General features: G+C 45.6%; 23 protein-coding genes. 13 read left to right on the top strand and 10 right to left on the bottom strand.

Annotation, left to right across the window (positions count from 1 at the left end; all coding sequences use genetic code 11):
- Positions 1–115: 115 nt before the first annotated feature.
- The 5 genes from JWV37_RS11550 to JWV37_RS11530 all read right to left on the bottom strand — a co-directional run bounded on the left by JWV37_RS11550 (position 116) and on the right by JWV37_RS11530 (position 6,134).
- On the bottom strand, positions 116–889 hold the full coding sequence (locus tag JWV37_RS11550; RefSeq protein ID WP_205459979.1) for an ATP-binding protein: 774 nt from the start codon (positions 887–889) through the stop codon (positions 116–118).
- 41 nt (positions 890–930) lie between these two features.
- A complete protein-coding gene (cooS, locus tag JWV37_RS11545; protein ID WP_205459978.1) occupies positions 931–2,841 on the bottom strand; it encodes an anaerobic carbon-monoxide dehydrogenase catalytic subunit in 1,911 nt (636 codons plus the stop codon).
- 12 nt (positions 2,842–2,853) lie between these two features.
- Positions 2,854–3,402, bottom strand: a complete 549-nt coding sequence (locus JWV37_RS11540) for a 4Fe-4S dicluster domain-containing protein (RefSeq protein WP_205459977.1) — start codon at positions 3,400–3,402, stop codon at positions 2,854–2,856.
- Positions 3,403–3,501: 99 nt separating this feature from the next.
- Positions 3,502–5,376: a HAMP domain-containing sensor histidine kinase gene (locus JWV37_RS11535; protein WP_205459976.1), complete on the bottom strand. Its 1,875-nt coding sequence runs from the start codon at positions 5,374–5,376 to the stop codon at positions 3,502–3,504.
- Positions 5,377–5,387: 11 nt separating this feature from the next.
- Positions 5,388–6,134 carry a response regulator transcription factor gene (locus tag JWV37_RS11530; protein ID WP_205459975.1) on the bottom strand — a complete coding sequence of 249 codons (747 nt, stop codon included), beginning with the start codon at positions 6,132–6,134 and terminating at the stop codon, positions 5,388–5,390.
- 162 nt (positions 6,135–6,296) lie between these two features.
- Between JWV37_RS11530 and JWV37_RS11525 the strand changes: the two genes are divergently transcribed.
- The gene (locus tag JWV37_RS11525) at positions 6,297–6,824 is read left to right on the top strand and encodes a putative metalloprotease CJM1_0395 family protein (RefSeq protein WP_205459974.1); all 528 of its coding nucleotides are present in this window, start codon (positions 6,297–6,299) and stop codon (positions 6,822–6,824) included.
- An 18-nt stretch (positions 6,825–6,842) separates the two neighbouring features.
- Here JWV37_RS11525 and JWV37_RS11520 read toward each other — a convergent pair whose 3' ends face one another.
- Positions 6,843–7,496 carry an MqnA/MqnD/SBP family protein gene (locus JWV37_RS11520; protein ID WP_205459973.1) on the bottom strand — a complete coding sequence of 218 codons (654 nt, stop codon included), beginning with the start codon at positions 7,494–7,496 and terminating at the stop codon, positions 6,843–6,845.
- Positions 7,497–7,598: 102 nt separating this feature from the next.
- On the opposite strand from JWV37_RS11520, the gene purT reads away from it, so the two are divergent.
- On the top strand, positions 7,599–8,759 hold the full coding sequence (gene purT / locus JWV37_RS11515) for a formate-dependent phosphoribosylglycinamide formyltransferase (RefSeq protein ID WP_205459972.1): 1,161 nt from the start codon (positions 7,599–7,601) through the stop codon (positions 8,757–8,759).
- Positions 8,760–8,796: 37 nt separating this feature from the next.
- Here the strand turns inward: purT and JWV37_RS11510 are convergent, their stop codons facing one another.
- The gene (locus tag JWV37_RS11510) at positions 8,797–9,066 is read right to left on the bottom strand and encodes a helix-turn-helix domain-containing protein (RefSeq protein WP_369407681.1); all 270 of its coding nucleotides are present in this window, start codon (positions 9,064–9,066) and stop codon (positions 8,797–8,799) included.
- Between the two features lie 77 nt (positions 9,067–9,143).
- On the opposite strand from JWV37_RS11510, the gene JWV37_RS11505 reads away from it, so the two are divergent.
- Positions 9,144–9,500 carry a hypothetical protein gene (locus tag JWV37_RS11505; protein ID WP_205459970.1) on the top strand — a complete coding sequence of 119 codons (357 nt, stop codon included), beginning with the start codon at positions 9,144–9,146 and terminating at the stop codon, positions 9,498–9,500.
- Positions 9,501–9,535: 35 nt separating this feature from the next.
- Here the strand turns inward: JWV37_RS11505 and JWV37_RS11500 are convergent, their stop codons facing one another.
- A complete protein-coding gene (locus JWV37_RS11500) occupies positions 9,536–9,808 on the bottom strand; it encodes a hypothetical protein (protein ID WP_205459969.1) in 273 nt (90 codons plus the stop codon).
- A gap of 133 nt (positions 9,809–9,941) precedes the next feature.
- On the opposite strand from JWV37_RS11500, the gene JWV37_RS11495 reads away from it, so the two are divergent.
- The 4 genes from JWV37_RS11495 (at position 9,942) to JWV37_RS11480 (ending at position 12,585) form a co-directional block, all read left to right on the top strand.
- Positions 9,942–11,672: an EAL domain-containing protein gene (locus JWV37_RS11495; protein ID WP_205459968.1), complete on the top strand. Its 1,731-nt coding sequence runs from the start codon at positions 9,942–9,944 to the stop codon at positions 11,670–11,672.
- The gene (nrtS, locus tag JWV37_RS11490) at positions 11,672–11,911 is read left to right on the top strand and encodes a nitrate/nitrite transporter NrtS (protein ID WP_205459967.1); all 240 of its coding nucleotides are present in this window, start codon (positions 11,672–11,674) and stop codon (positions 11,909–11,911) included. Before JWV37_RS11495 ends, nrtS begins: the two co-directional genes overlap by 1 nt.
- A 64-nt stretch (positions 11,912–11,975) precedes the next feature.
- The gene (locus JWV37_RS11485) at positions 11,976–12,164 is read left to right on the top strand and encodes a CCE_0567 family metalloprotein (protein ID WP_205459966.1); all 189 of its coding nucleotides are present in this window, start codon (positions 11,976–11,978) and stop codon (positions 12,162–12,164) included.
- A 31-nt stretch (positions 12,165–12,195) separates the two neighbouring features.
- The gene (locus JWV37_RS11480) at positions 12,196–12,585 is read left to right on the top strand and encodes a cytidine deaminase (RefSeq protein ID WP_205459965.1); all 390 of its coding nucleotides are present in this window, start codon (positions 12,196–12,198) and stop codon (positions 12,583–12,585) included.
- Here JWV37_RS11480 and JWV37_RS11475 read toward each other — a convergent pair.
- Together JWV37_RS11475 and JWV37_RS11470 are read right to left on the bottom strand one after the other, a co-directional pair.
- Positions 12,582–13,343, bottom strand: coding sequence for a TSUP family transporter (locus JWV37_RS11475; protein WP_205459964.1), 762 nt, complete (start codon positions 13,341–13,343; stop codon positions 12,582–12,584). The two genes, JWV37_RS11480 and JWV37_RS11475, sit on opposite strands and share 4 nt — an antisense overlap.
- Positions 13,344–13,346: 3 nt before the next feature.
- A complete protein-coding gene (locus tag JWV37_RS11470) occupies positions 13,347–13,964 on the bottom strand; it encodes a LysE family translocator (protein WP_205459963.1) in 618 nt (205 codons plus the stop codon).
- Positions 13,965–14,111: 147 nt separating this feature from the next.
- On the opposite strand from JWV37_RS11470, the gene JWV37_RS11465 reads away from it, so the two are divergent.
- The 6 genes from JWV37_RS11465 to JWV37_RS11440 form a co-directional block, all read left to right on the top strand.
- Positions 14,112–14,333: a MoaD/ThiS family protein gene (locus JWV37_RS11465; RefSeq protein ID WP_205459962.1), complete on the top strand. Its 222-nt coding sequence runs from the start codon at positions 14,112–14,114 to the stop codon at positions 14,331–14,333.
- Position 14,334: 1 nt separating this feature from the next.
- Complete coding sequence (locus tag JWV37_RS11460; RefSeq protein WP_205459961.1) at positions 14,335–14,778, top strand: molybdopterin synthase catalytic subunit; 444 nt, start codon at positions 14,335–14,337, stop codon at positions 14,776–14,778.
- Positions 14,778–15,986, top strand: a complete 1,209-nt coding sequence (locus JWV37_RS11455) for a molybdopterin molybdotransferase MoeA (protein WP_205459960.1) — start codon at positions 14,778–14,780, stop codon at positions 15,984–15,986. The genes JWV37_RS11460 and JWV37_RS11455 overlap by 1 nt, the downstream gene beginning before the upstream one ends.
- A gap of 123 nt (positions 15,987–16,109) precedes the next feature.
- Positions 16,110–17,102, top strand: a complete 993-nt coding sequence (locus tag JWV37_RS11450; protein WP_205459959.1) for a virulence RhuM family protein/type II toxin-antitoxin system death-on-curing family toxin — start codon at positions 16,110–16,112, stop codon at positions 17,100–17,102.
- A gap of 89 nt (positions 17,103–17,191) precedes the next feature.
- Entirely contained in the window at positions 17,192–18,043 is an 852-nt protein-coding gene (locus JWV37_RS11445) for a DNA adenine methylase (protein WP_205459958.1), read from the top strand.
- Positions 18,044–18,048: 5 nt separating this feature from the next.
- A partial coding sequence (locus JWV37_RS11440; RefSeq protein WP_205459957.1) for an AAA family ATPase occupies positions 18,049–18,430 on the top strand: 382 nt, incomplete at its 3' end.

Raw genomic sequence — 18,430 nt, 5'->3', positions numbered from 1 at the left:
ATATAAATTTATTTATAACCGTAAATCTACAACAAACTCACAAGTGTTTAAAAAACCCTAACAAAGCCTTAAGGGATGCTGGGAGTTGACTCTGTCGCTTTTTATTTTACAAATTTTACTTTAGTTTGGCTGTTAATGCCTCTTTAATGGTTATAAATTGGGCTAAAATTTCCAAAGGGCCATCAGCCAAAGAAATTCCTTTCATGTCTGCTTCTTTAATGGCTTCACTAAATCCCACGCCGCCTAGAAAACTAAATTCAGGCAATTGCGCTTCCAGAAAAGCCAAATCCTCAGGGTTTTGGAGTTTGCTTGCGACTAAAAACACACGCTCAATTCCGATGTCTTTAGCAAGCCCTTTAATTTGATGGGCTGTTTGAATACTGCGTCTGCCTGGCTCAACCACAACAATTAGCGCATCCACAGATTCGGCAGTTCCACGTCCTAAATGCTCAATTCCAGCCTCCATATCCATAATGACAACTTCATCCCGCTCCACCAAGAGGTGTTGCATCAGTCTTTTTATAAGGGTATTTTCTGGACATACACATCCACTGCCACCTTGGTCTATGGTGCCCATGGCAAGCAATTTTACGCCAGCGTGCTCTATGCAAAACTCCTCAGGCAAATCATCCACTTTTGGGTTGAGTCTAAAAAATGTTCCATATCCATCCTCTGCACCGGTGCGCTCTTTTGCTAATTCTTTCATCTTTGAAAAGGGTGTTAGAGTTTGGAAAACTTCTGGTCCAATACCAATAGCCGAAGCTAGATTGGCATCTGGGTCTGCGTCAATAGCTAGAACGCTATGCCCCTCTTTGGCAAAAAGACGAGCCAAAGTGCCTGCTAATGTTGTTTTTCCAACTCCACCTTTGCCGGTTATTGCTATTTTCATAAATTTCCTTCTATTGTTAAAGGGGCTTTTGCCCCTTTGTTTTAAATGCCAAGTTTTTGGCGTCTTTTTTGAATCTCTCCATAAAGTTTATTTGCTGCCTCAATAGGATCGAGTTCGACTATAAATTTGCCGCCTAAGACTTCTTCCATATCTTGCGTTAAAAACTTTGTCACAAGGCTTGAGCCTGTTACATGTGGAACTACCCCAATATGCACTGGCAATCCAATTACTGCAGCCCACGTGCCGATGATTTGGGCTTTTTCCGACATCAATTCAGGTGCTGAAACGCACACTGGCAACATATCTAAATCCACACCTAAAGTCATAGCGATATCATTAGCCAATCGTACCGCACGCGTGTTGTCTACGCATGAGCCCATGTTAAGCACTGGAGGCAGTGGTCCAGCCGTTCCTGCCGCATCACCTAGTGCCGCCAACACAGCTTTTAGCCCATCCCCCGCATAATCTAAAGTAGCTTGGGAAGTTTGCATTCCGCTTTTAGCTAAGGCTCCAGCAGCACATCCTGTGGCAAGAACTAAAACATTTCTCTTAATCAATTCCCTAGACATGGTGACATAATTAAAATCATGCACCACCTTTGTATTGCTACATCCACCAAAAAGCACAACGCCCTGGATATTGCCACCCGCGATTTGGTCGATTAGAGGCTTGATGGGGTTTTCATTGTCTAGCTTTTTAAGAACAGCAGTAATTGCTTCATAGCTAAATCCACCCATAGCTTGCTGTACATGATTTGGGATATCTACCTTATCGGGGTTGCGTCGCTTGTAGGCCTCAAGAGCCAGTCGTACAATCTGTTTTGCTCCCTCAACGGCACTTTCAGGGTGGAAAGAGACATGGGTTGCGCCAAATATTTTATTATCATCCATTGTAGAAATCACTTGGGTGTGATAATGGCTAGCTGTTTCCACAACCGCTGGCATGATGCATTGTGTATCTACTACCATTGCTTCAACCGCCCCTGTAATCATCGTAAGTTCTTGGGAGAGATAATTAGCCGCCAATGGTACACCATGGCGCATCATCATTTCATTTCCCGTACAACATACGCCCACAATATTAATGCCCTCTTTCGCACCTAATTTTTTTGCCTCTTCCTGCATGGTTGCTGCCACATCACATACAATTTCACATAGCAAAGGATTGTGTCCGTGCAAGGCGATATTAACCGCATCTTTTTTCAAGACACTTAGGTTTGCTGTAGTGAGGCTTGGCATGGGTGTGCCAAAAAGAACATCGGAAAGTTCTGTGCCCATAGCCATTACAGAAACATCTGCTGCGGCTAATCTTGCGGCTGCTAAAAGCAGGTTCATGGGGTCTGATTCTGAACCTACATGGGTGCGAGAAAGACCATTAACCACCACACTATCAAGATTATGTGGCAAGATGCCAAGAGAGGCGAGTTTTTCTTTACGCAAAGGGTTGAGTACGGCATTGAGCCATGCAAACTCTCCATGGTGCTTTCCAAAATCAGCCATGGAAACTTCCGCAACTTCTTTGGCTATGTCTAAAATCTCTTTATCTTCTGTAGATATTTTCAAACGCTTTGCAACATCAATTAGCTTTGCCTCATCTTTGATGCTGTAAGCAGGTGCATTATTTTGAGATAGTTCATAAAGCGTGTGAGCGATGTGTCTGGCATGTTCAGTGTGAGCACTGGCACCTACACAAAAACTACGCAATAAATTGCGCGCCACAATCACATCTGCTGTTGCACCACAAATACCCACCTTTGGCCCATTTCCAAGAGGGTCGATGCGACAGGGTCCTTTCCAGCACACGCGACAGCATAAACCTGTTTCACCAAAACCACACTGGGGCTGCATGGCTGCATGGCGGTCCCAAACAGTTTCTACTTTGTCGAGTTCGGCCTTAAAAATCATTTGTTGTGCGGTAATATCTACGCTTTTTGGATGAGATGCTTGAATCATGTATAACTCCTTTTAAGCTAAGTAGCCAGTTAATGTTAAATTTTTAGTGCGCAAAGCAGGGTCGCGTGTTAGAGTGATGGCCTTAGTCGGACAAGCTTGAATACAGGCCGAGTTTATAGTGCCATCTTCACCTCTTAGGTCAAAGCATAAATCACACTTAAGGGCTACAAATTTTTTCTTTTTTTTGCTACCAGGGATGGCTTGAAGCTCTAGGGGTAAAGGCATCATGGTGATGCAATCATAAGGACATGCTTTGGAGCATAATTTGCAGCCAGTACAATTAGTTTCATCTATTTTAATTGCCCCGATTGCTTCGCGGGTGATGACATCAAAAGGACAGGCATCCAAACAGGGGGCTTTACACTGTACGCATTGGGAAGTTGTTGTCACATCTGCAACTTTTACAACCTTGTTGCGCGATAGTAGGGTAATTCCATTAAGCACTGCGCTGTGCAAGTCATAAGTTGAATGGGCGGTAGCACAGGCCAATTCGCAACTGTGGCAACCCATACAACGTTCAGGGTCTGTGTAGATAAACACGTTAGACAGTACATCGTTCACGAACACTCCTTTTAAAGGGTCTCCCAACTACTTGGGGTCATCTAGTGGAAGCGTACAAAAGGAGGGTTGCATAAACGTTGCACATGAGTAAAAAATAATTTACCCAGGAAGGATTAGGTCGAAACTGATACCATTCTCCACATTCTTTACATGTAAAGCACCTCCATGGTGCTCTTCAATAATCACCCGAGACATATACAGCCCAAGTCCTGTGCCGTTTTTTTCATGTTTGGTTGAAAAATAAGGCTCACACAGTTTGGACAACATGGCTTCAGGTACGCCGCCACCATTGTCGGTGATGGTGATGTGGTACATCTGGTCTATTTTTTGGGTAGTGATGTGTACGACTGGATTGGGGGTTTGTTTTTCTATAAAATTATCTTCGCTGTTTTTGAGGATATTAAGTAACACTTGGACAAGTTCATTTACGTAGATATATAAAGTATCTTTAGTGTGATAGGTTTTACCAATGCTGATATTTTTGCTTGCCATAGAGGCTTGAATCATTTGCAACGCTTTTTCGATGGGTTCGGAAATAGGAACCGACTCTTTTTGGGTGTTTTTCTTAAAAAATGTCCGAAAATCATCCACGGTGGTAGAGAGAAACTCTACGTACTCTTCAATATTCCCAAGTTTTTTTTCAAGCACTTTAACGAAAGCCGCACAGGCTTTTTCATCCTTAAAGCGCTCGTTTTGCAATTTCATTTTCATGTTAATAACAGCACTGCCAATAGCTCCCAAGGGTTGGCGCCATTGGTGGGCAATCATGCTCATCATTTCACCCATTTGGGCTAGGCGAGATTGTTCCATGATTTGTTTTTCTTTCTCAATATTGCGCTCAATGGTCTCAATCATGGTGTTAAAATTTTTCGATAATTCACCAATCTCATCGTTTGAATGAATAAAGGAGCGCACACTGTAATCACCATTGGTTGCGCTGTTTGCCATTTTGGAGAGCGTTGAGATGGGCTGTAAGAGTTTTTTAAAGAAAACAAAACTAATAATCAACGCACCCAAAAAGACAATAATTCCCAAGGTGGCTATGATGCGTTGCAATTTATTGGACATAATTTCAAGCTCATCCGCGTAAAGCGTTGTGCCAACAAACCAATTGAGTTCTGGCACATGCTCTATCCATAAAATTTTTTCTTTAAATTTTCCGCTGGAGTCAGGATAGCGATAGTGCAATGTCCCCTCTTTTTGGGCGGCATTTGTAAAAGCATCGAAGATGCTGATGGGGCTTTGTGGAAGCATTGTGGTGCTTAGTGGAATGTTTTTAAAATCCTCATCTTGGGCGACAAGCACCTCTCCTGAGCCGTTAAAAACAAAAGAGTTGCCAATGTTAATCTTTCGCGGTGCATTCATTGTTTTATCAAGGAGCTTTAACAATGCTTTCTCTTTTTGATTTAACTGAGCATCTAGTGCGCCTATGCTTTTCACTGCGCCAATAAAATAGTCCGCATGCGGCGCTTTTTGCAAAGCAGCAACATAGGCTTCTTTTGGGTTGGTGTGCGTATAAAACCGCAAAAAAGAGCGATTTTGTAAAAAATTTTGTTCCAGAGAAGAGAGATTAGGCAAAGAGTTCCCCCAGCGCCAGACCACTTGCCCTTGTGCGGTTGCAAGAAAAAAACCAACCTCGTCAAAAGGTAGCTGCGTGTGCAGAAAATCCAACCGATTTGTCAAATATGTCAAATCCTGTTTTTCAAGCAGATGCTGTAAAGGAAGTGCCAAGGCGGCACGGAGTTCTTTTTCTAAAGCAGCCATGTAAAGCACTTCATACTCTTCGATGTGCGCATAGCCTTGTTTGCCTATGGCTACAACTTTACTTAATACCTCTTGGACGTTTACTTTTTCAAGAGCGGTTACTTTGGTGTTTATTTTGGGAAATGCATGGATTAAGATGGAGCCAATATATGTGGCTATGAGTACCGCCATAAGGGCCATGGTTTTTCGTAAAATTTTAGATTGAAGCATTCAGTACCAACCTAGTCTGGTTTAATAACCATGCGGTAGCCAAGGCTATAAATATTTTCAATGATGACACTTGGAAGCTTTTTTCGCAACCTTGAGATGATGGATTTGAGCGTTTCCACAGAAGCCAAGTGTGGCTCATTTGGCCAGAGTAGGTCAAAAATCTCCCCCAACGTAGAAATTTTATAGTGGTTTTTTATAAATAAAGCCATAAGTAAGGTTTCATTTTTAGTCAGTTTTATGACATTTCCCTGGTCTAGCAACAGCGATGTTTGTGTGTTCCATGTGAGGTTATGAGAAAGCTTTACATGTAAAGAGTTGGAAATTGTTTTTTGGTTAGTTGCGATTTTACTAGCACTTTGATGGAGAACGTGGAGCATTGTGTCGTAATTGTTGGGTTTGAGCAAAAATTGTTCGATACCCATATTGATAAGCTCTAGCAAGTATTTTGATTCGCTATGGGCTGAAATGACGATAATTGATTGGTCTGGATTACATGTATAAATAGTCTTGATAAGCTCTATTCCATTCATTTTTGGCATGTTGATATCGGTGACAACCAAATCATAGTATTTGCCAGTGTTGGTTTTAAAATTTTGATACACCGCTAGCGCCTCTTCCCCGTTGGATGCTGTGTCTACATGGGCGAAGAGTTCCTTGAAAATTTCTTGAGTTTCCTTTAGAAAAAAAGGATCATCTTCCGCGTATAGTAGGGATAGGTTTTTAGTAAGAGCTGCCGTAACATGGTAATCAATTTGCACACATGCTCCTTTGTTGCGGAGTAAAAAGGCATCATTATAACAATTTTTAAGAAGTTTCAAACATTTTTTTCAAGCGACCTTTGAAAAAAATGCTAAAAATACTAAGATTACAAGAAGGAGATTTTCTACACTAAAAAACGCCTACATGTAAAAGGGGGTAAGATGGAGATTAATAGCACGTTCTCTTCTTCTTATGTGCGCGTTCATGCCCAATCTCTTGCCTCCAAACAAGGTGACGCGCCCTCACAAACCCCTAGTGCCCCAAAAGAACTCTCGCCTTCTGAGCAAGCCCAACTCATTAAGCTCCAAACCCGTGACACCCAAGTGCGCGCCCACGAAGCCGCGCACCTTGCTGCGGGCTCAGGTGTGGTCACTGGTGGGGCTAGTTTTACCTATCAAGTCGGCCCTGACAACCGCCAGTACGCCATCGGTGGCGAAGTGCCCATCGACACCTCCGAAGGGAACACACCTGAAGAGACGGCTTCAAAAATGCGCCAAGTGCGCACCGCCGCCCTCGCTCCTGCGGACCCTAGCCCCACCGACTACGAAGTTGCCGCCACGGCAACGTTGCTTGAAATGCGCGCATTGCAAGAGATTGCCAAAGCCCAACAAGAAGAAAATAGTGCCCCCTCCAACAAAGCATACGCCCAAGAAGAAGAGCCAGAACATGGTGTTGACCTTTACATGTAAGGCGTGCTTACAAAAAACTCACTTTTTAACTAGCCCTAAAAAGCGCTTTAGGGCGCGTTTTTCTTTGGTTTCGATGCGGTAAGAGATGAGGGTGAGGTAGTCTAAAATATCCTTTTCGCTAATGCCGCGTTCTTTGGCGTATTGGTTTAGGATGTAGCGGGGAATGCGCACGTTTTGGTTTACAAAACGCGCGGCAAGGCGGCGGTAAAAGGCGGTGTCTTTGGTGACGCACAATCTGGCAAACACAAAGGGAAGCCCGGTGCGCGCGTTCCATGTTTTGGCCAAATCAACATAGGCGCTAGGGTCTTGCAAGTAGGCTTTTAAAGCGCGGTCGCCGATGAGCACTTCCCCCTTTACATGTAAAACATTGGCAAGGGCGTTGGAGCTCGCACTGGCGGGGTCGAGGGTGCATTTTCCCCGTTTGACAAGGACGCTTTTGACCTCTTTTTTGGCCACAATGCCCATGTCTAAACGATGGTACATGGGGTGGGTGCTGGTGATGCTTGAGATGACTGCCGCGTCGATTTGACGGCGTTTTAGCTTGTGATTGAGCACACTTGGGACGCCTTTTTTGTACTCTAGAGATTGTTTGAAGGCATTGGAAAGGGCGCTGCGCTTGAGAAAAACATGAAAGGGAAGGAGGTTGATGTAGTCTATTTTGCCAAAAATCACGCGGTTCCTTTTTAAAAGATGTTATTATAATCCCCTTGCCCTTTGCCAAGCCTTAGCCATTTTTTTGTACAATACCCCAACATCACCACAGAGGAAACCCCCATGCATTTTACTACCCCTTTAAAAAGCAATAGCATTAAAATGATGCTTCTTGGCAGCGGCGAACTTGGCAAAGAAGTCATCATCGAAGCCCAACGTCTTGGCATCGAAACCATCGCCGTGGACGCGTACCCGCACGCCCCTGCGCACCTTGTGGCCAACCGTTCCCATGTGGTCAACATGAAAGACAAAGCCGCCCTTTTAGAGGTGATTCGCCGTGAAAAGCCTGATTTTATCTTGCCCGAAATCGAAGCGCTCAACATCGACGCGCTTTTTGAAGCCGAAGCCGAAGGGTTTTGTGTCATCCCTAATGCCAATGCAGTCAAACTGACCATGAACCGCAAGCACATCCGCGAATTTGCCGCTAAAGAGTTGGGGCTGAAGACCAGTGCGTACCGTTTTGTGAAAGATTACGAATCCTTAAAAGCTGCGGTCAAAGAAGTGGGCATTCCCTGTGTGGTCAAGCCCGTGATGAGCTCCTCGGGCCATGGCCAAAGTACCGTGCGCAACGTCACAGAAGTGGCCAAAGCATGGGAGCACGCCAAAGAAGCACGCGGGGATGCCAGTGAGCTTATCGTGGAAGCGTTTGTGCCCTTTGACTACGAAATCACGCTTTTAACTGTGCGCACTGAAACAGAAACCGTCTTTTGTGAGCCCATCGGCCACTTTCAAGAAGATGGGGATTATGTGCTCAGTTGGCAACCCATGAAAATGCCCGCATCGGTGCTTGAAAAAGCCAAAGTCATGGCCAAAGCGGTGACCGATGGTCTAGGTGGGCGCGGGTTGTTTGGGGTGGAATTTTTCATCAAAGGCGAAGAGGTGTATTTTAGCGAGCTTAGTCCCCGTCCTCATGATACGGGTATGGTCACGCTCATCACCCAAAGCCAAAGCGAGTTCGCTTTACATGTAAGGGCGGTGTTGGGATTGCCCCTTGATTTTACCTTTTACGGACCAGGGGCGAGCGGGGCATTTAAAAGTAGCGAAGAATCTACCGTGCCAGTGTTTGACATCCCTGCTTCTGCGTTTACCAAAAACTCTTTCGTGCGGGTTTTTGGCAAACCTGTTAGCCACGTAGGACGCCGCATGGCGGTGGCCTTGGTGTTAGATGAGGTAGAAAACGCCAAAAAACAAGCCAAAAAGATCATAGACGCGATGCGCGGGTAAACCTAGAAAATCTAGGTTTACCTCCTCGGCTAAAAACTTAAATACCCTCAAAAAATTTTTCAATAGGAACGTCAAGGGCTTTAGAAATTTTATAAAGCTGTTCGATATTGAAATGTTTTTTTTCTATAAGAGATTCTGCTTTAGCAATAGATGAAACGGATTTATACCCCACAGCAAGAGCTAAATCTAGTTGTGATATTCCTTGTTGTTTTCGTATTTTTTTTACATTTTCACCAATAGTTTTATAGAGAGTGGTTATGTGGTGAGTATCAATGTCGATTGCTGTGAGGTTGCACAAAATTTTCACCATAGTGTTATTTTCTTGTAAGTTTAAACAGAATACAATGCTTTTACAATTCACTATGGTGAAAATAAAGGAAGGTTGTGACCTGTGTAAAAGATACACCTTTGGGAAGCATGTCGGACGAATTGGCTAAACAAATTATTTATCAGTTGACACGCTTTAGAGCGGAAGTCCCGATAGAGCCTTTGAATGAGATGCACGCATGCGCGTATATTTACGGTGCTATTGCCTCACTTGCGCGTTTTTACGGGTGCGGGCGCTGTGAAACTTTTGTGTTGGCGTGTCGGTATTTCGTGGAAAACCTGGGAATTCCCATAGAAGAAGTTGGAGAATGTGTTATTCGTGTAAAACTTACACCGCAAAAAACAGTGCAACAGTGGAGAAAAGAAGGCGCCCATGCCCTTAGGGCATGGTGCACTGCGACATCTCATGCTTGAACTAACTAAAGTCATATAAGCCAGTTCTAATAAACCTACTCGAAAAAATCTCCGTGAACGGATTGGTTTTTGAGTTTTTTTAACGCGCCAGAAACAAGCGCGTCGTACCGCTCTTCGTCAATGCGAAGCTCGGCCATGGTAACCTCTTGATCAACGCCATTGGCAAGGTCATTAAGGACACTGCACTCTTTTTTGGTCAATCTTTTTTTGAGTAAAAATGCTAACTCTGCTTCTGTTTTACTAAACGTGCGTTTGTTTCCTAAAGCCATCTGAATGATGTCAACTGCTTTGAGATCACTGCGTCTCATGAATTTCCTTGGGGTAATATGGCGGAATTGTAGCATAGAAAAGGGTAAAAATACCCTCCTTTTTTTCAAAAGCACCACAAGAACAACGCCCGCTGTGCTATGATGACAATCATGCAAATAAGGGAGCTTCAAAATGCTAAATTTGTACAAATACGAACGTGCTATTCGACTAGTAATGGCACTGGTAGTGCTATGGTATGCTTCGTTTCCTTTGACGCTTATGGGGATTTTTGGCCTTGTGCTTTTGGCTACAGCGTTGGTAGGTTTTTGCCCGATTTATTATGTGTTACGCATTAACCAACTTTTTGCCTCCAAAAGCGATTTTCTCTCTAACCTTCCAAAGCACAACCCTGAGCCTGTGTTTGTTTTTTGCGCCAAGGGCAACAGTGTGTTTGCTAACGTCGCTGCGAAAAAAATCCTTCCTACTGTTGACCATTTTAGCCATATCTCCTCTTTGGACGCTGCAAAGGTAATCGAAAAAGAAGAGCGCGTAAACACCACCCTCACTGCAGGCGAACAAACCTATCTTCTTGAAGCCATTGGCATCAAAAAAGAGGGATTTATTTTGGCCTATGGGGCCAATGTTACCGCCATTGAGCAAAGCCGCAAGATGCTCAAGCAACAGCTCATTACAGACAAGCTCACAGGACTTGGTAATCGCAAGCGTCTTTTTGAACGCGTGAGACAAACCCAATGCCAAAGCGCGGTATTGGTTGTCTTCGATGTTGTTGGATTTGGGCAGATAAACACCTTTTTTGGGCACGAAAAAGGAGACCAGTTTCTTGCCTTGTTCGCCAAAGACCTAAAAGCTTTTGGCGCGTCTTATGCGGAGGTGGATTCTGTGTACCGCTTGGGAGGAAACACCTTTGGGCTTTTTTTGGTAGAGCACGACTCCCCCTCGCACCCAAACAGCACCAAAAAAGCCTTTTTGGAAGCTTTTACAGCTCATAAAATGGAACTTGACGAGATTCAAGTCTCTTTTTCTATACGCGCAGGAAGCGCCACAAGCCAAGGTGATACGCCAGGACTTACTCTACTCAATCAAGCCGAAACAGCTCTAAGCGAAGCCAAAAAGAGCGCTTTGCCTGTGCTAGAGTTTGAACAAATGGGAGACATTAATAGCCGCTACCAAAACAACATCTACTGGGCGACAACCCTGCACGACATTGTAAAACAGGCAACAAGTGCCAAGTTTCGCACCTATTTTCAGCCGATTTACAATTTCCACACGGGGCGCATTGAAAAGTATGAGTCGCTGATTCGCATTGAAGACAAAGGGGAAGTCATCTCGCCCTTTGCGTTTTTGAAAGTCGCAGAGCAGATTCACCTGCTCCCCAAAATAACAGCCCATGTGCTTGGAGAAGCGCTAGCGACTTTCGTGGACACTTCTTATGAATTTTCTCTAAACATAAGTGCCCAAGACCTTCGCCAAGATACTTTTCTGCCAATGCTTTTAGCCCAGACAAACGCCAAAGGGGTTTCGCCTGAGCGCATTGTCCTTGAGATTTTGGAAGACGATGAGATGTACGGCTTTTCGCCGTTGATTGGCCGTTTGAAAGAAGCGGGGTTTAAAATCGCCATTGATGATTTTGGCACAGGGTATTCAAACTTTAAAAAGCTTCAATCCATACATGTAGACTACGTTAAGATTGATGGGTCACTCATTAAAAACATTGCAACCTGCTCTAAAGACCTCTCCATCGTCGCTTCTATTTGCACCTACGCAAAGGCTATCGGCGCTAAAACCATCGGGGAGTTTGTGGCCGATGAAGCGATTTTTGAAGCGCTCAAAAAAACAGGCGTGGATTACGCGCAAGGGTATTACCTTGGAATGCCAAACCCAGAAATTAAGGACGCATTGTAATGTTTGAAAACGCAAAAAAAGCGCTCCAAGAAACCCTGTGCGATAAACGGATTGTGAAAAAAGCCCTTAAGGTTTCAGCGTTGGTGGGGACAGCGTTGGTGGTGATTAATCAGTATCAGATAATTCTAGCCCAAGGGCCTATGGCCTTAGATTGGATTAAAGTGGGACTTACTTATGTGGTACCTTTTCTTGTCTCTTTATACATGGCATTTGACATACGCCTCTCAAAATTACCCTAACGTAGTCTTTGCATTTAGCTGGAATCATTCTTGCATAACTCGTCTGTAAAAATAGGAGCGTTTGATGGATGAAAAAGAGCTCAAAAAAGAGTACGCCAAGCTCAAACGTGCGGCAGTAGAACTTGCAGGAGAGGTGCATGACATCGTCGAAGACACGCTGTGGGTTAAGTATGGAGAGCTTCCAAGACTGAGCGCCAAGATTGTCGAGGCCGTCACCGAAGCGGAGGCTTTTAAAGCGCGCCATGGACTGTAAGTAAGTTATAATACGCCAAAAAGGCGAAACCATGGAGTCGTACGAAACATTGCTAAAAAAAGCGCACGAGGCCAAAGAAAACGCCTATGCGCCTTATTCGGGTTACAAGGTTGGTGCGGCGGTATTGTTGCGTGATGGCGCGGTGGTGTTAGGGTGCAATGTGGAAAATACTGCCCAAAGCGCGACCATCTGTGCCGAACGCACAGCGTTGTTCAACGCGACTTCTTTGGGTTATAAACCCACAGACGTAGTGGCTATCGCCGTGGCATCTTCGGGAAAAAATTTCTCCCCTTGCGGCCCGTGCCGTCAGGTTATCAGTGAATTTGGTGCAGACATAGAGGTGATTTTTGAATGGGACGGAGCCGTGGTGGTGGCTCCGTTGAAGACACTGTTGCCTTACGCCTTTACGCTCCAGCGCTAGGAAAAATAACTCTGATAGGCCAGTCGCATGAGCGTAGCGCCGACCATGATGAGAAAAAACACGCGAATAAATTTGACCTCTTTTTTGATGACCATGTTTGAGCCTAGATTTGCGCCGATGAGTTGCCCAAGACCCATGAGTAGCCCCACCAAAAACAGCACGTGGCCACTCCACAAAAAGACACCCAAGGAAACGATGTTGCTGGTGAAGTTCATGACCTTGGTTTGGGCGGTGGCTTTTTTGAGATTAAGTCCCGCGAGGCTCACAAGGGCAATGGTCCAAAATGTCCCCGTTCCAGGCCCAAAAAATCCGTCGTAAAACCCAATCCCCAGACCAAAGACCAAGAAAAACAGGTGGGTTCCCATGAGCGCGCGGCGGTCGTTTTCACCCATTTTTGGAGAAAAGAGGGTGTAGAGAAAGATGGCAAGGAGCATGATGGGAATGGTATTGGCGAGGATGTCGGGGTTGATGAGCAAAATGGCATAGGTGCCCAAAACCGCCCCCACAAAGGTGTAACACACCCCTAGCCATACTTCTTTCCACGTGATAAAACCTTTGCGGATGAAGTTTAGCGAAGCCATGCCACTACCAAAGGTGCCTTGGAGTTTGTTGGTTGCAAGGGCCATGTGAGGCGGGATGCCCGCGGCCAAAAGTACGGGAATGGTGATAATCCCGCCACCTCCTGCGATAGCGTCGATAAACCCCGCTACGATGCCCACCGCCAAAAAAATGGCGTACGTTGAAAGTTCAAATTCCATAGATTACAACGGTTTTAAGAGTAAAAATCCGCCCGCACCGACCATGGCACTTCCCGCACCCACGTCCATGCGACGCAAGGCTTTGGGGCTTGTAAAAAGCGCTTTGGCACGGTGGGCCATCCACGCGTACGCACACAAAACCGTTCCAAGGACAACAGAAACGATGGTAGCTGCAAGCACGACATCTGCGCCGCTGAGGGCTTGGAGGTTCATGAAGGTGGGCAAGAAGCTCAGGTAAAACAAGATGACCTTAGGGTTACCTAGCGTAATGAAAAACCCGCTGACAAAACTAGCACTCAAAGCGCTTTCGCTAGAGCCTTTGAGGGTACGCGCGTGGGCGGAGCTACGCAAGATCTGGACTCCAAGGTAGATAAGGTACGCGCCGCCGAGGTATTTGACCGCGATGAATACTTCGCCCATCACTGATGCGAGTGCACTGAGGCCATACACCGCCATGAGTAAAAAGACCAAATCGCCAAGAACGCACCCAAAAGCAAGTAGCGCCCCGTGGGTAAATCCACTAGCTAGGGCCCTAGCAGTTACGGCAAACACGCCCGGTCCTGGACTGGCCGCCAAAAGGGCCATGGCACCCGCAAGGGCGAGTGCGCTCATCAATGTCATGAAACATCCTTTACATGTAAAGTTATAAAAGTGAGATTGTAGCACACGCGCGGGGCTTTGGTGCGACCTTGGTGTACAAAAATGTATCAAGGCACGAAAAAGCCAGCTGTGGTATAATCCTCCAACGTTTCTTAACAAGGATATACCATGGCAAAAGTAGAATTTTTAGGCCCTATCGGGCGCGCACCTGTGGAAGTTTCGGTGCGTTCACTGGCTGAGCTTAAAGAGCATTTTAAAGACGACGCGCAACTCTCAGAATGGTTGGCGATTTGTTCCGTGGCGGTCAATGACACGCTTGTTTGCGGACTGGACACGCCCATCAACGAGAACGACAAAATCTCCCTTTTACCTCCCGTGTGTGGAGGCTAGGATGCTAGAACTGCACCAAGGGCCTTTACATGTAGAGGAGATTTTGAACCGTTGGTACAACGCCTACCGTGACCAAAATCGCGGGGCGTTTGTAACTTTTGTGGGGATTGTTCGGGATGAAGATGGCATCGAGGGACTCAGTTTTGATGTGTACGAACCCATCCTCAAAAGCTGGTTTGACGCGTGGCAAGAAAAGGCCAGGGAGCGGGACGCGCACCTCGTGATGGCGCACTCCATCGGCGATGTGCCTAACCACACAAGTTCGTACATTTCGGGTGTGATTTCACCCAAGCGGCGTGCGGGGCTAGAACTGTTGGACGCGTTTGTGGAGGATTTTAAGGCCAAAGCACCTATTTGGAAATACGACCTTATCGACGGCGCGCGGGTGTATGCTAAAGAGCGCAGTACAGCACTTCCAGGTGCTGGACTTTTGAAGGCAAACTAATGGCATGGACACCGTATAAAGAGACCGTTGCACGGCTTGAAAAAAGCTTTACATGTAAGGCGCGCGTTGAGGTTGTCGGGCTCATGGAAGCGCGCGGACGCATCTTGGCGCGCGACAGCATCGCACAAGAAAACCAACCCGCGTTTCCTACCTCCGAAATGGACGGCTACGCTATCCGTTACGTCGACCAAGAAAAAGGGGCACTTACCCTCACGCACCGCGTTCCTGCGGGCACGGAGATTTCTTTACATGTAGGCGAGTGCGAGTGCATCAAAACCTTTACAGGTTCGCTTCTAAGCGAGGGGGCTGATACTATCATTCCCATCGAAAATGTGGAAGTTGAAGGCGACAAAGTGCGCATCGTGACAGCCGTAAAAGAGGGGTTTGCGGTGCGGCCTGTGGGCGAGGGCTACCGCGCGGGCGATGTGATGGTAACAAAAGGCACGCGCATCGGGTTTGCGGAAATCGGTGTGCTTGCGGGGCTTGGTTGTGTGCAAGTACCCGTAGTGGTGCGGCCACGTGTGGCGGTGTTGGCTACGGGTAGTGAGATTGTAGATTTGGGAGAGGCGCTTCCAACGCCTGCACACATTCGTAGCTCTAACCACGTCACCATCGCCGCGATGGCGCAACATGCGGGCGCGGAAGCGGTGTTGCTGGGCATCGCGGGGGATGATAAAGCGCTCATTAAACAGCGCATCGTAGAGGGACTAGCGTGTGCGGACATTGTGGTCACTACGGGCGGCGTGAGCGTGGGGGATTATGATTTTGTCAAAGACATCATCGGGGATTTGGCGGTGGAGACCATCATCGAAGGGGCGGACATCAAGCCTGGACGGCACATCCGCGTAGTCAAAGTGGGTGAAAAATACATCGTGGCACTGCCCGGATTCCCCTACTCAAGCGCGGTGGTTTTTGGACTCTACGGCTTGCGCCTTGTGGATGCGATGTTGGGGCGCGACTATGCCAGACGTTTTTGCACCGCAACTTTGGAAGAAGAGTACGCTAAACGCTCCAAATTTACCGAATTTACCGCGTGTGATGTGCGCGAAAAAGAAGGCAAACTCTTCGCTACCCTAGAGGGCAAAAAACTAGGCTCTAGTGCCATCTTAAACAACCTCCTCGGCGGCGCTACGGTGCTGTGTATCCCCAAAGAAACCACGCTTTTAAAGAAAGGTGAAAACGTAGAAGTCCTGCGATTGGAAATGTGAGAAGCCTTACATGGTAGGCTTCTCGTGGTTTACGCCCATTGTATAATACAAATTTAATAACTATGGTGATTCTTAGTTATAATTTTTCAGAGAAGATACCCCTTAGATAGCAAAAGGCCTACCATGAATCACGAACCAATCACCCCCGTTATTCTCTATGAAGATGCAAGTGGCGAAATAGCCCTAGATGTTTCTTTGGAAAACGAGACGGTATGGCTGAGCCAAAAGCAAATGGAAGTGCTTTTCGACAAAAGCAAAAAGACGATTTCCGAACACATAAGTAACGTTTTCAAAGAAGGTGAATTGGAAAAATCTTCAGTTGTCCGGAAATTCCGGACAACTGCTGCGGATGGCAAAAAGTATGATGTGATGTATTATAATCTTGATGTTATTATTTCTGTAGGCTATCGCGTTAAATCCAAACGAGGAACAGCGTTTCGAATTTGGGCAACTAAAATTTTAAGAGAATATATCATCAATGGCTATGCCACCAACCAAAAACGCTTGCAACAAAAAGGCTTAGAAGAGCTGCGCCAAACTCTTGGTTTATTGCAAACGACCATTTCGGGGGCTGAACTTGAACTGGGCGAAGCCAAGGGGCTTTTGGAGGTCATCCTAAACTACGGCCGCACGTGGACGCTGCTCCAAGGGTACGACGAGGATGCCTTACATGTAAACGTCCAGCCCAAAGAGGCGAAGTTTATCCTCGATGTCAAAGAGGCCAAGGCTGCCATCGCGCAGCTTAAAGAAGAACTTGCACAAAAAGGCGAGGCCACAGCGCTGTTTGGGCGCGAAAAAGCAGGCGAGTTTGAAGGAATGTTGCGCGGGATTTACCAAACCTTTGGCGGGGTGGATTTGATTCCCAGTGTGGAAGAAAAAGCGGCAAATCTGTTGTACTACATCATCAAAGGTCACCCGTTTACAGATGGCAACAAGCGCATTGGTGCGTTTATGTTCATCCTCTTTTTATCCAAAAATAACCTGCTCCACAAGCCAAACGGCGAGCTTAGCATCAACGACAACGCCCTTGTGGCCCTTGCGCTCATGACCGCCAAAAGCGACCCCAAACAAAAAGAAACCATCATCAGCCTCATCGTCAACATGCTGTGCGAATAGGATGAGCGAAGGCTTTACATGTAAGCCTTTTTAGCTAACTTTTTAGCCCGCTTTGCTAAGATCCAACAAACTCTGCTTAAAGGCTTGCCGTGACTGCTCCAACGCTGTATCCTACAAAACCATTTTTAAAATGGGTTGGTGGCAAACGTGCATTGGTGGATGAAATTATCGGGCGTATGCCTGAACGGTTCGGGGCTTATTTTGAGCCTTTTGTGGGCGGTGGAGCTTTGTTTTTTGAGCTGAAAAAACGTGGGATGTTGGAGGGAAAAAAAGCATATTTGTTTGATGCGAACAAAGAGCTCATCAACGCCTACAATGTCGTCAAAAATACTCCGACAGAACTCCTTGCCAACCTAAGGGTATTTGAACAAAACCATTGCCATGATGCCTATTATGAAGTCAGGGCGATGGATAGAGAGGACCCCTTTACCTCGCTAGCCCCAGCACTTCGTGCCGCACGGTTTATTTACCTCAACAAAACTTGTTTCAATGGACTTTACCGCGTCAATGCCAAGGGCTTTTACAATGTTCCTATGGGACGCTACAAAAACCCTGCTATTTGCGATGAGTCACTGATTTACGGCGCAAGCCGCGCGCTACAAGACGCAGAAGTCTTACATGTAGACTTTGCAAAAGTGCTAGATTTTGCCAAAAAAGGCGACTTTGTGTACTTTGATCCGCCTTATTATCCGCTCACACCCACGTCAAGTTTTACTTCTTACAATCAAGATGTTTTTTTGGAAGATGAGCAAAAAAGACTTTTTGATACCTTTGAAAAACTAGCCAAAAAAGGCTTACATGCAATGCTTTCAAATTCAGATACGGAGTTTATCAAGGAGCTTTATAAAGACTATCAAATAGACTTTGTTGAGATGAATCGGTTTATCAATAGTAAGAGTGGTGGGCGCGGGAAGATAAAAGAGATATTGATAAGGAAATAGTACTAATGTATATCAAACGAGTAAGTATCAAAAACTTTAGAACATTACTAGACTTTGAAATAGAACTAGATGAAAAATTTCAAATAATTGCAGGTGCTAATAATTCTGGCAAAAGTAATTTATTAAGGGCTTTAAATATATTTTTTAATGAAGGTTTTGATGAAGATAGTTGTTTCGACAAAACAAAGGACTTATCATACCATATTGAAAAAGGCACTGGTTCGAGTTCTCCGACGACTATAGAAGTTGATTTATTTTTAAAAGATGACGAAATAAGAAGAATCAAAAATTTAGATGAATATATTATAGAAAATAATATTATAAGAACTAGAGGTTATTATTTTGGCGAACTAGAAGGATGGCATCATTCAAATCAAGATGGAACTT

Source organism: Sulfurospirillum tamanense (assembly GCF_016937535.1).
In the GTDB taxonomy this organism is placed as follows: Bacteria; Campylobacterota; Campylobacteria; order Campylobacterales; family Campylobacteraceae; genus Sulfurospirillum_B; species Sulfurospirillum_B tamanense.
Note: the sequence above shows the minus strand (reverse complement) of the source record. Positions and strands in the feature narration are given on the sequence as shown.

Bases quoted from the DNA above. Each gene is read 5' to 3' on its own strand.
- JWV37_RS11550 (WP_205459979.1), bottom strand. From the start codon at position 889: ATGAAAATAGCAATAACCGGCAAAGGTGGAGTTGGAAAAACAACATTA.
- cooS (WP_205459978.1), bottom strand. From the start codon at position 2,841: ATGATTCAAGCATCTCATCCAAAAAGCGTAGATATTACCGCACAACAA.
- JWV37_RS11535 (WP_205459976.1), bottom strand. From the start codon at position 5,376: ATGCTTCAATCTAAAATTTTACGAAAAACCATGGCCCTTATGGCGGTA.
- JWV37_RS11525 (WP_205459974.1), top strand. From the start codon at position 6,297: ATGGAGATTAATAGCACGTTCTCTTCTTCTTATGTGCGCGTTCATGCC.
- purT (WP_205459972.1), top strand. From the start codon at position 7,599: ATGCATTTTACTACCCCTTTAAAAAGCAATAGCATTAAAATGATGCTT.
- JWV37_RS11500 (WP_205459969.1), bottom strand. From the start codon at position 9,808: ATGAGACGCAGTGATCTCAAAGCAGTTGACATCATTCAGATGGCTTTA.
- JWV37_RS11495 (WP_205459968.1), top strand. From the start codon at position 9,942: ATGCTAAATTTGTACAAATACGAACGTGCTATTCGACTAGTAATGGCA.
- nrtS (WP_205459967.1), top strand. From the start codon at position 11,672: ATGTTTGAAAACGCAAAAAAAGCGCTCCAAGAAACCCTGTGCGATAAA.
- JWV37_RS11485 (WP_205459966.1), top strand. From the start codon at position 11,976: ATGGATGAAAAAGAGCTCAAAAAAGAGTACGCCAAGCTCAAACGTGCG.
- JWV37_RS11480 (WP_205459965.1), top strand. From the start codon at position 12,196: ATGGAGTCGTACGAAACATTGCTAAAAAAAGCGCACGAGGCCAAAGAA.
- JWV37_RS11475 (WP_205459964.1), bottom strand. From the start codon at position 13,343: ATGGAATTTGAACTTTCAACGTACGCCATTTTTTTGGCGGTGGGCATC.
- JWV37_RS11470 (WP_205459963.1), bottom strand. From the start codon at position 13,964: ATGACATTGATGAGCGCACTCGCCCTTGCGGGTGCCATGGCCCTTTTG.
- JWV37_RS11465 (WP_205459962.1), top strand. From the start codon at position 14,112: ATGGCAAAAGTAGAATTTTTAGGCCCTATCGGGCGCGCACCTGTGGAA.
- JWV37_RS11460 (WP_205459961.1), top strand. From the start codon at position 14,335: ATGCTAGAACTGCACCAAGGGCCTTTACATGTAGAGGAGATTTTGAAC.
- JWV37_RS11455 (WP_205459960.1), top strand. From the start codon at position 14,778: ATGGCATGGACACCGTATAAAGAGACCGTTGCACGGCTTGAAAAAAGC.
- JWV37_RS11450 (WP_205459959.1), top strand. From the start codon at position 16,110: ATGAATCACGAACCAATCACCCCCGTTATTCTCTATGAAGATGCAAGT.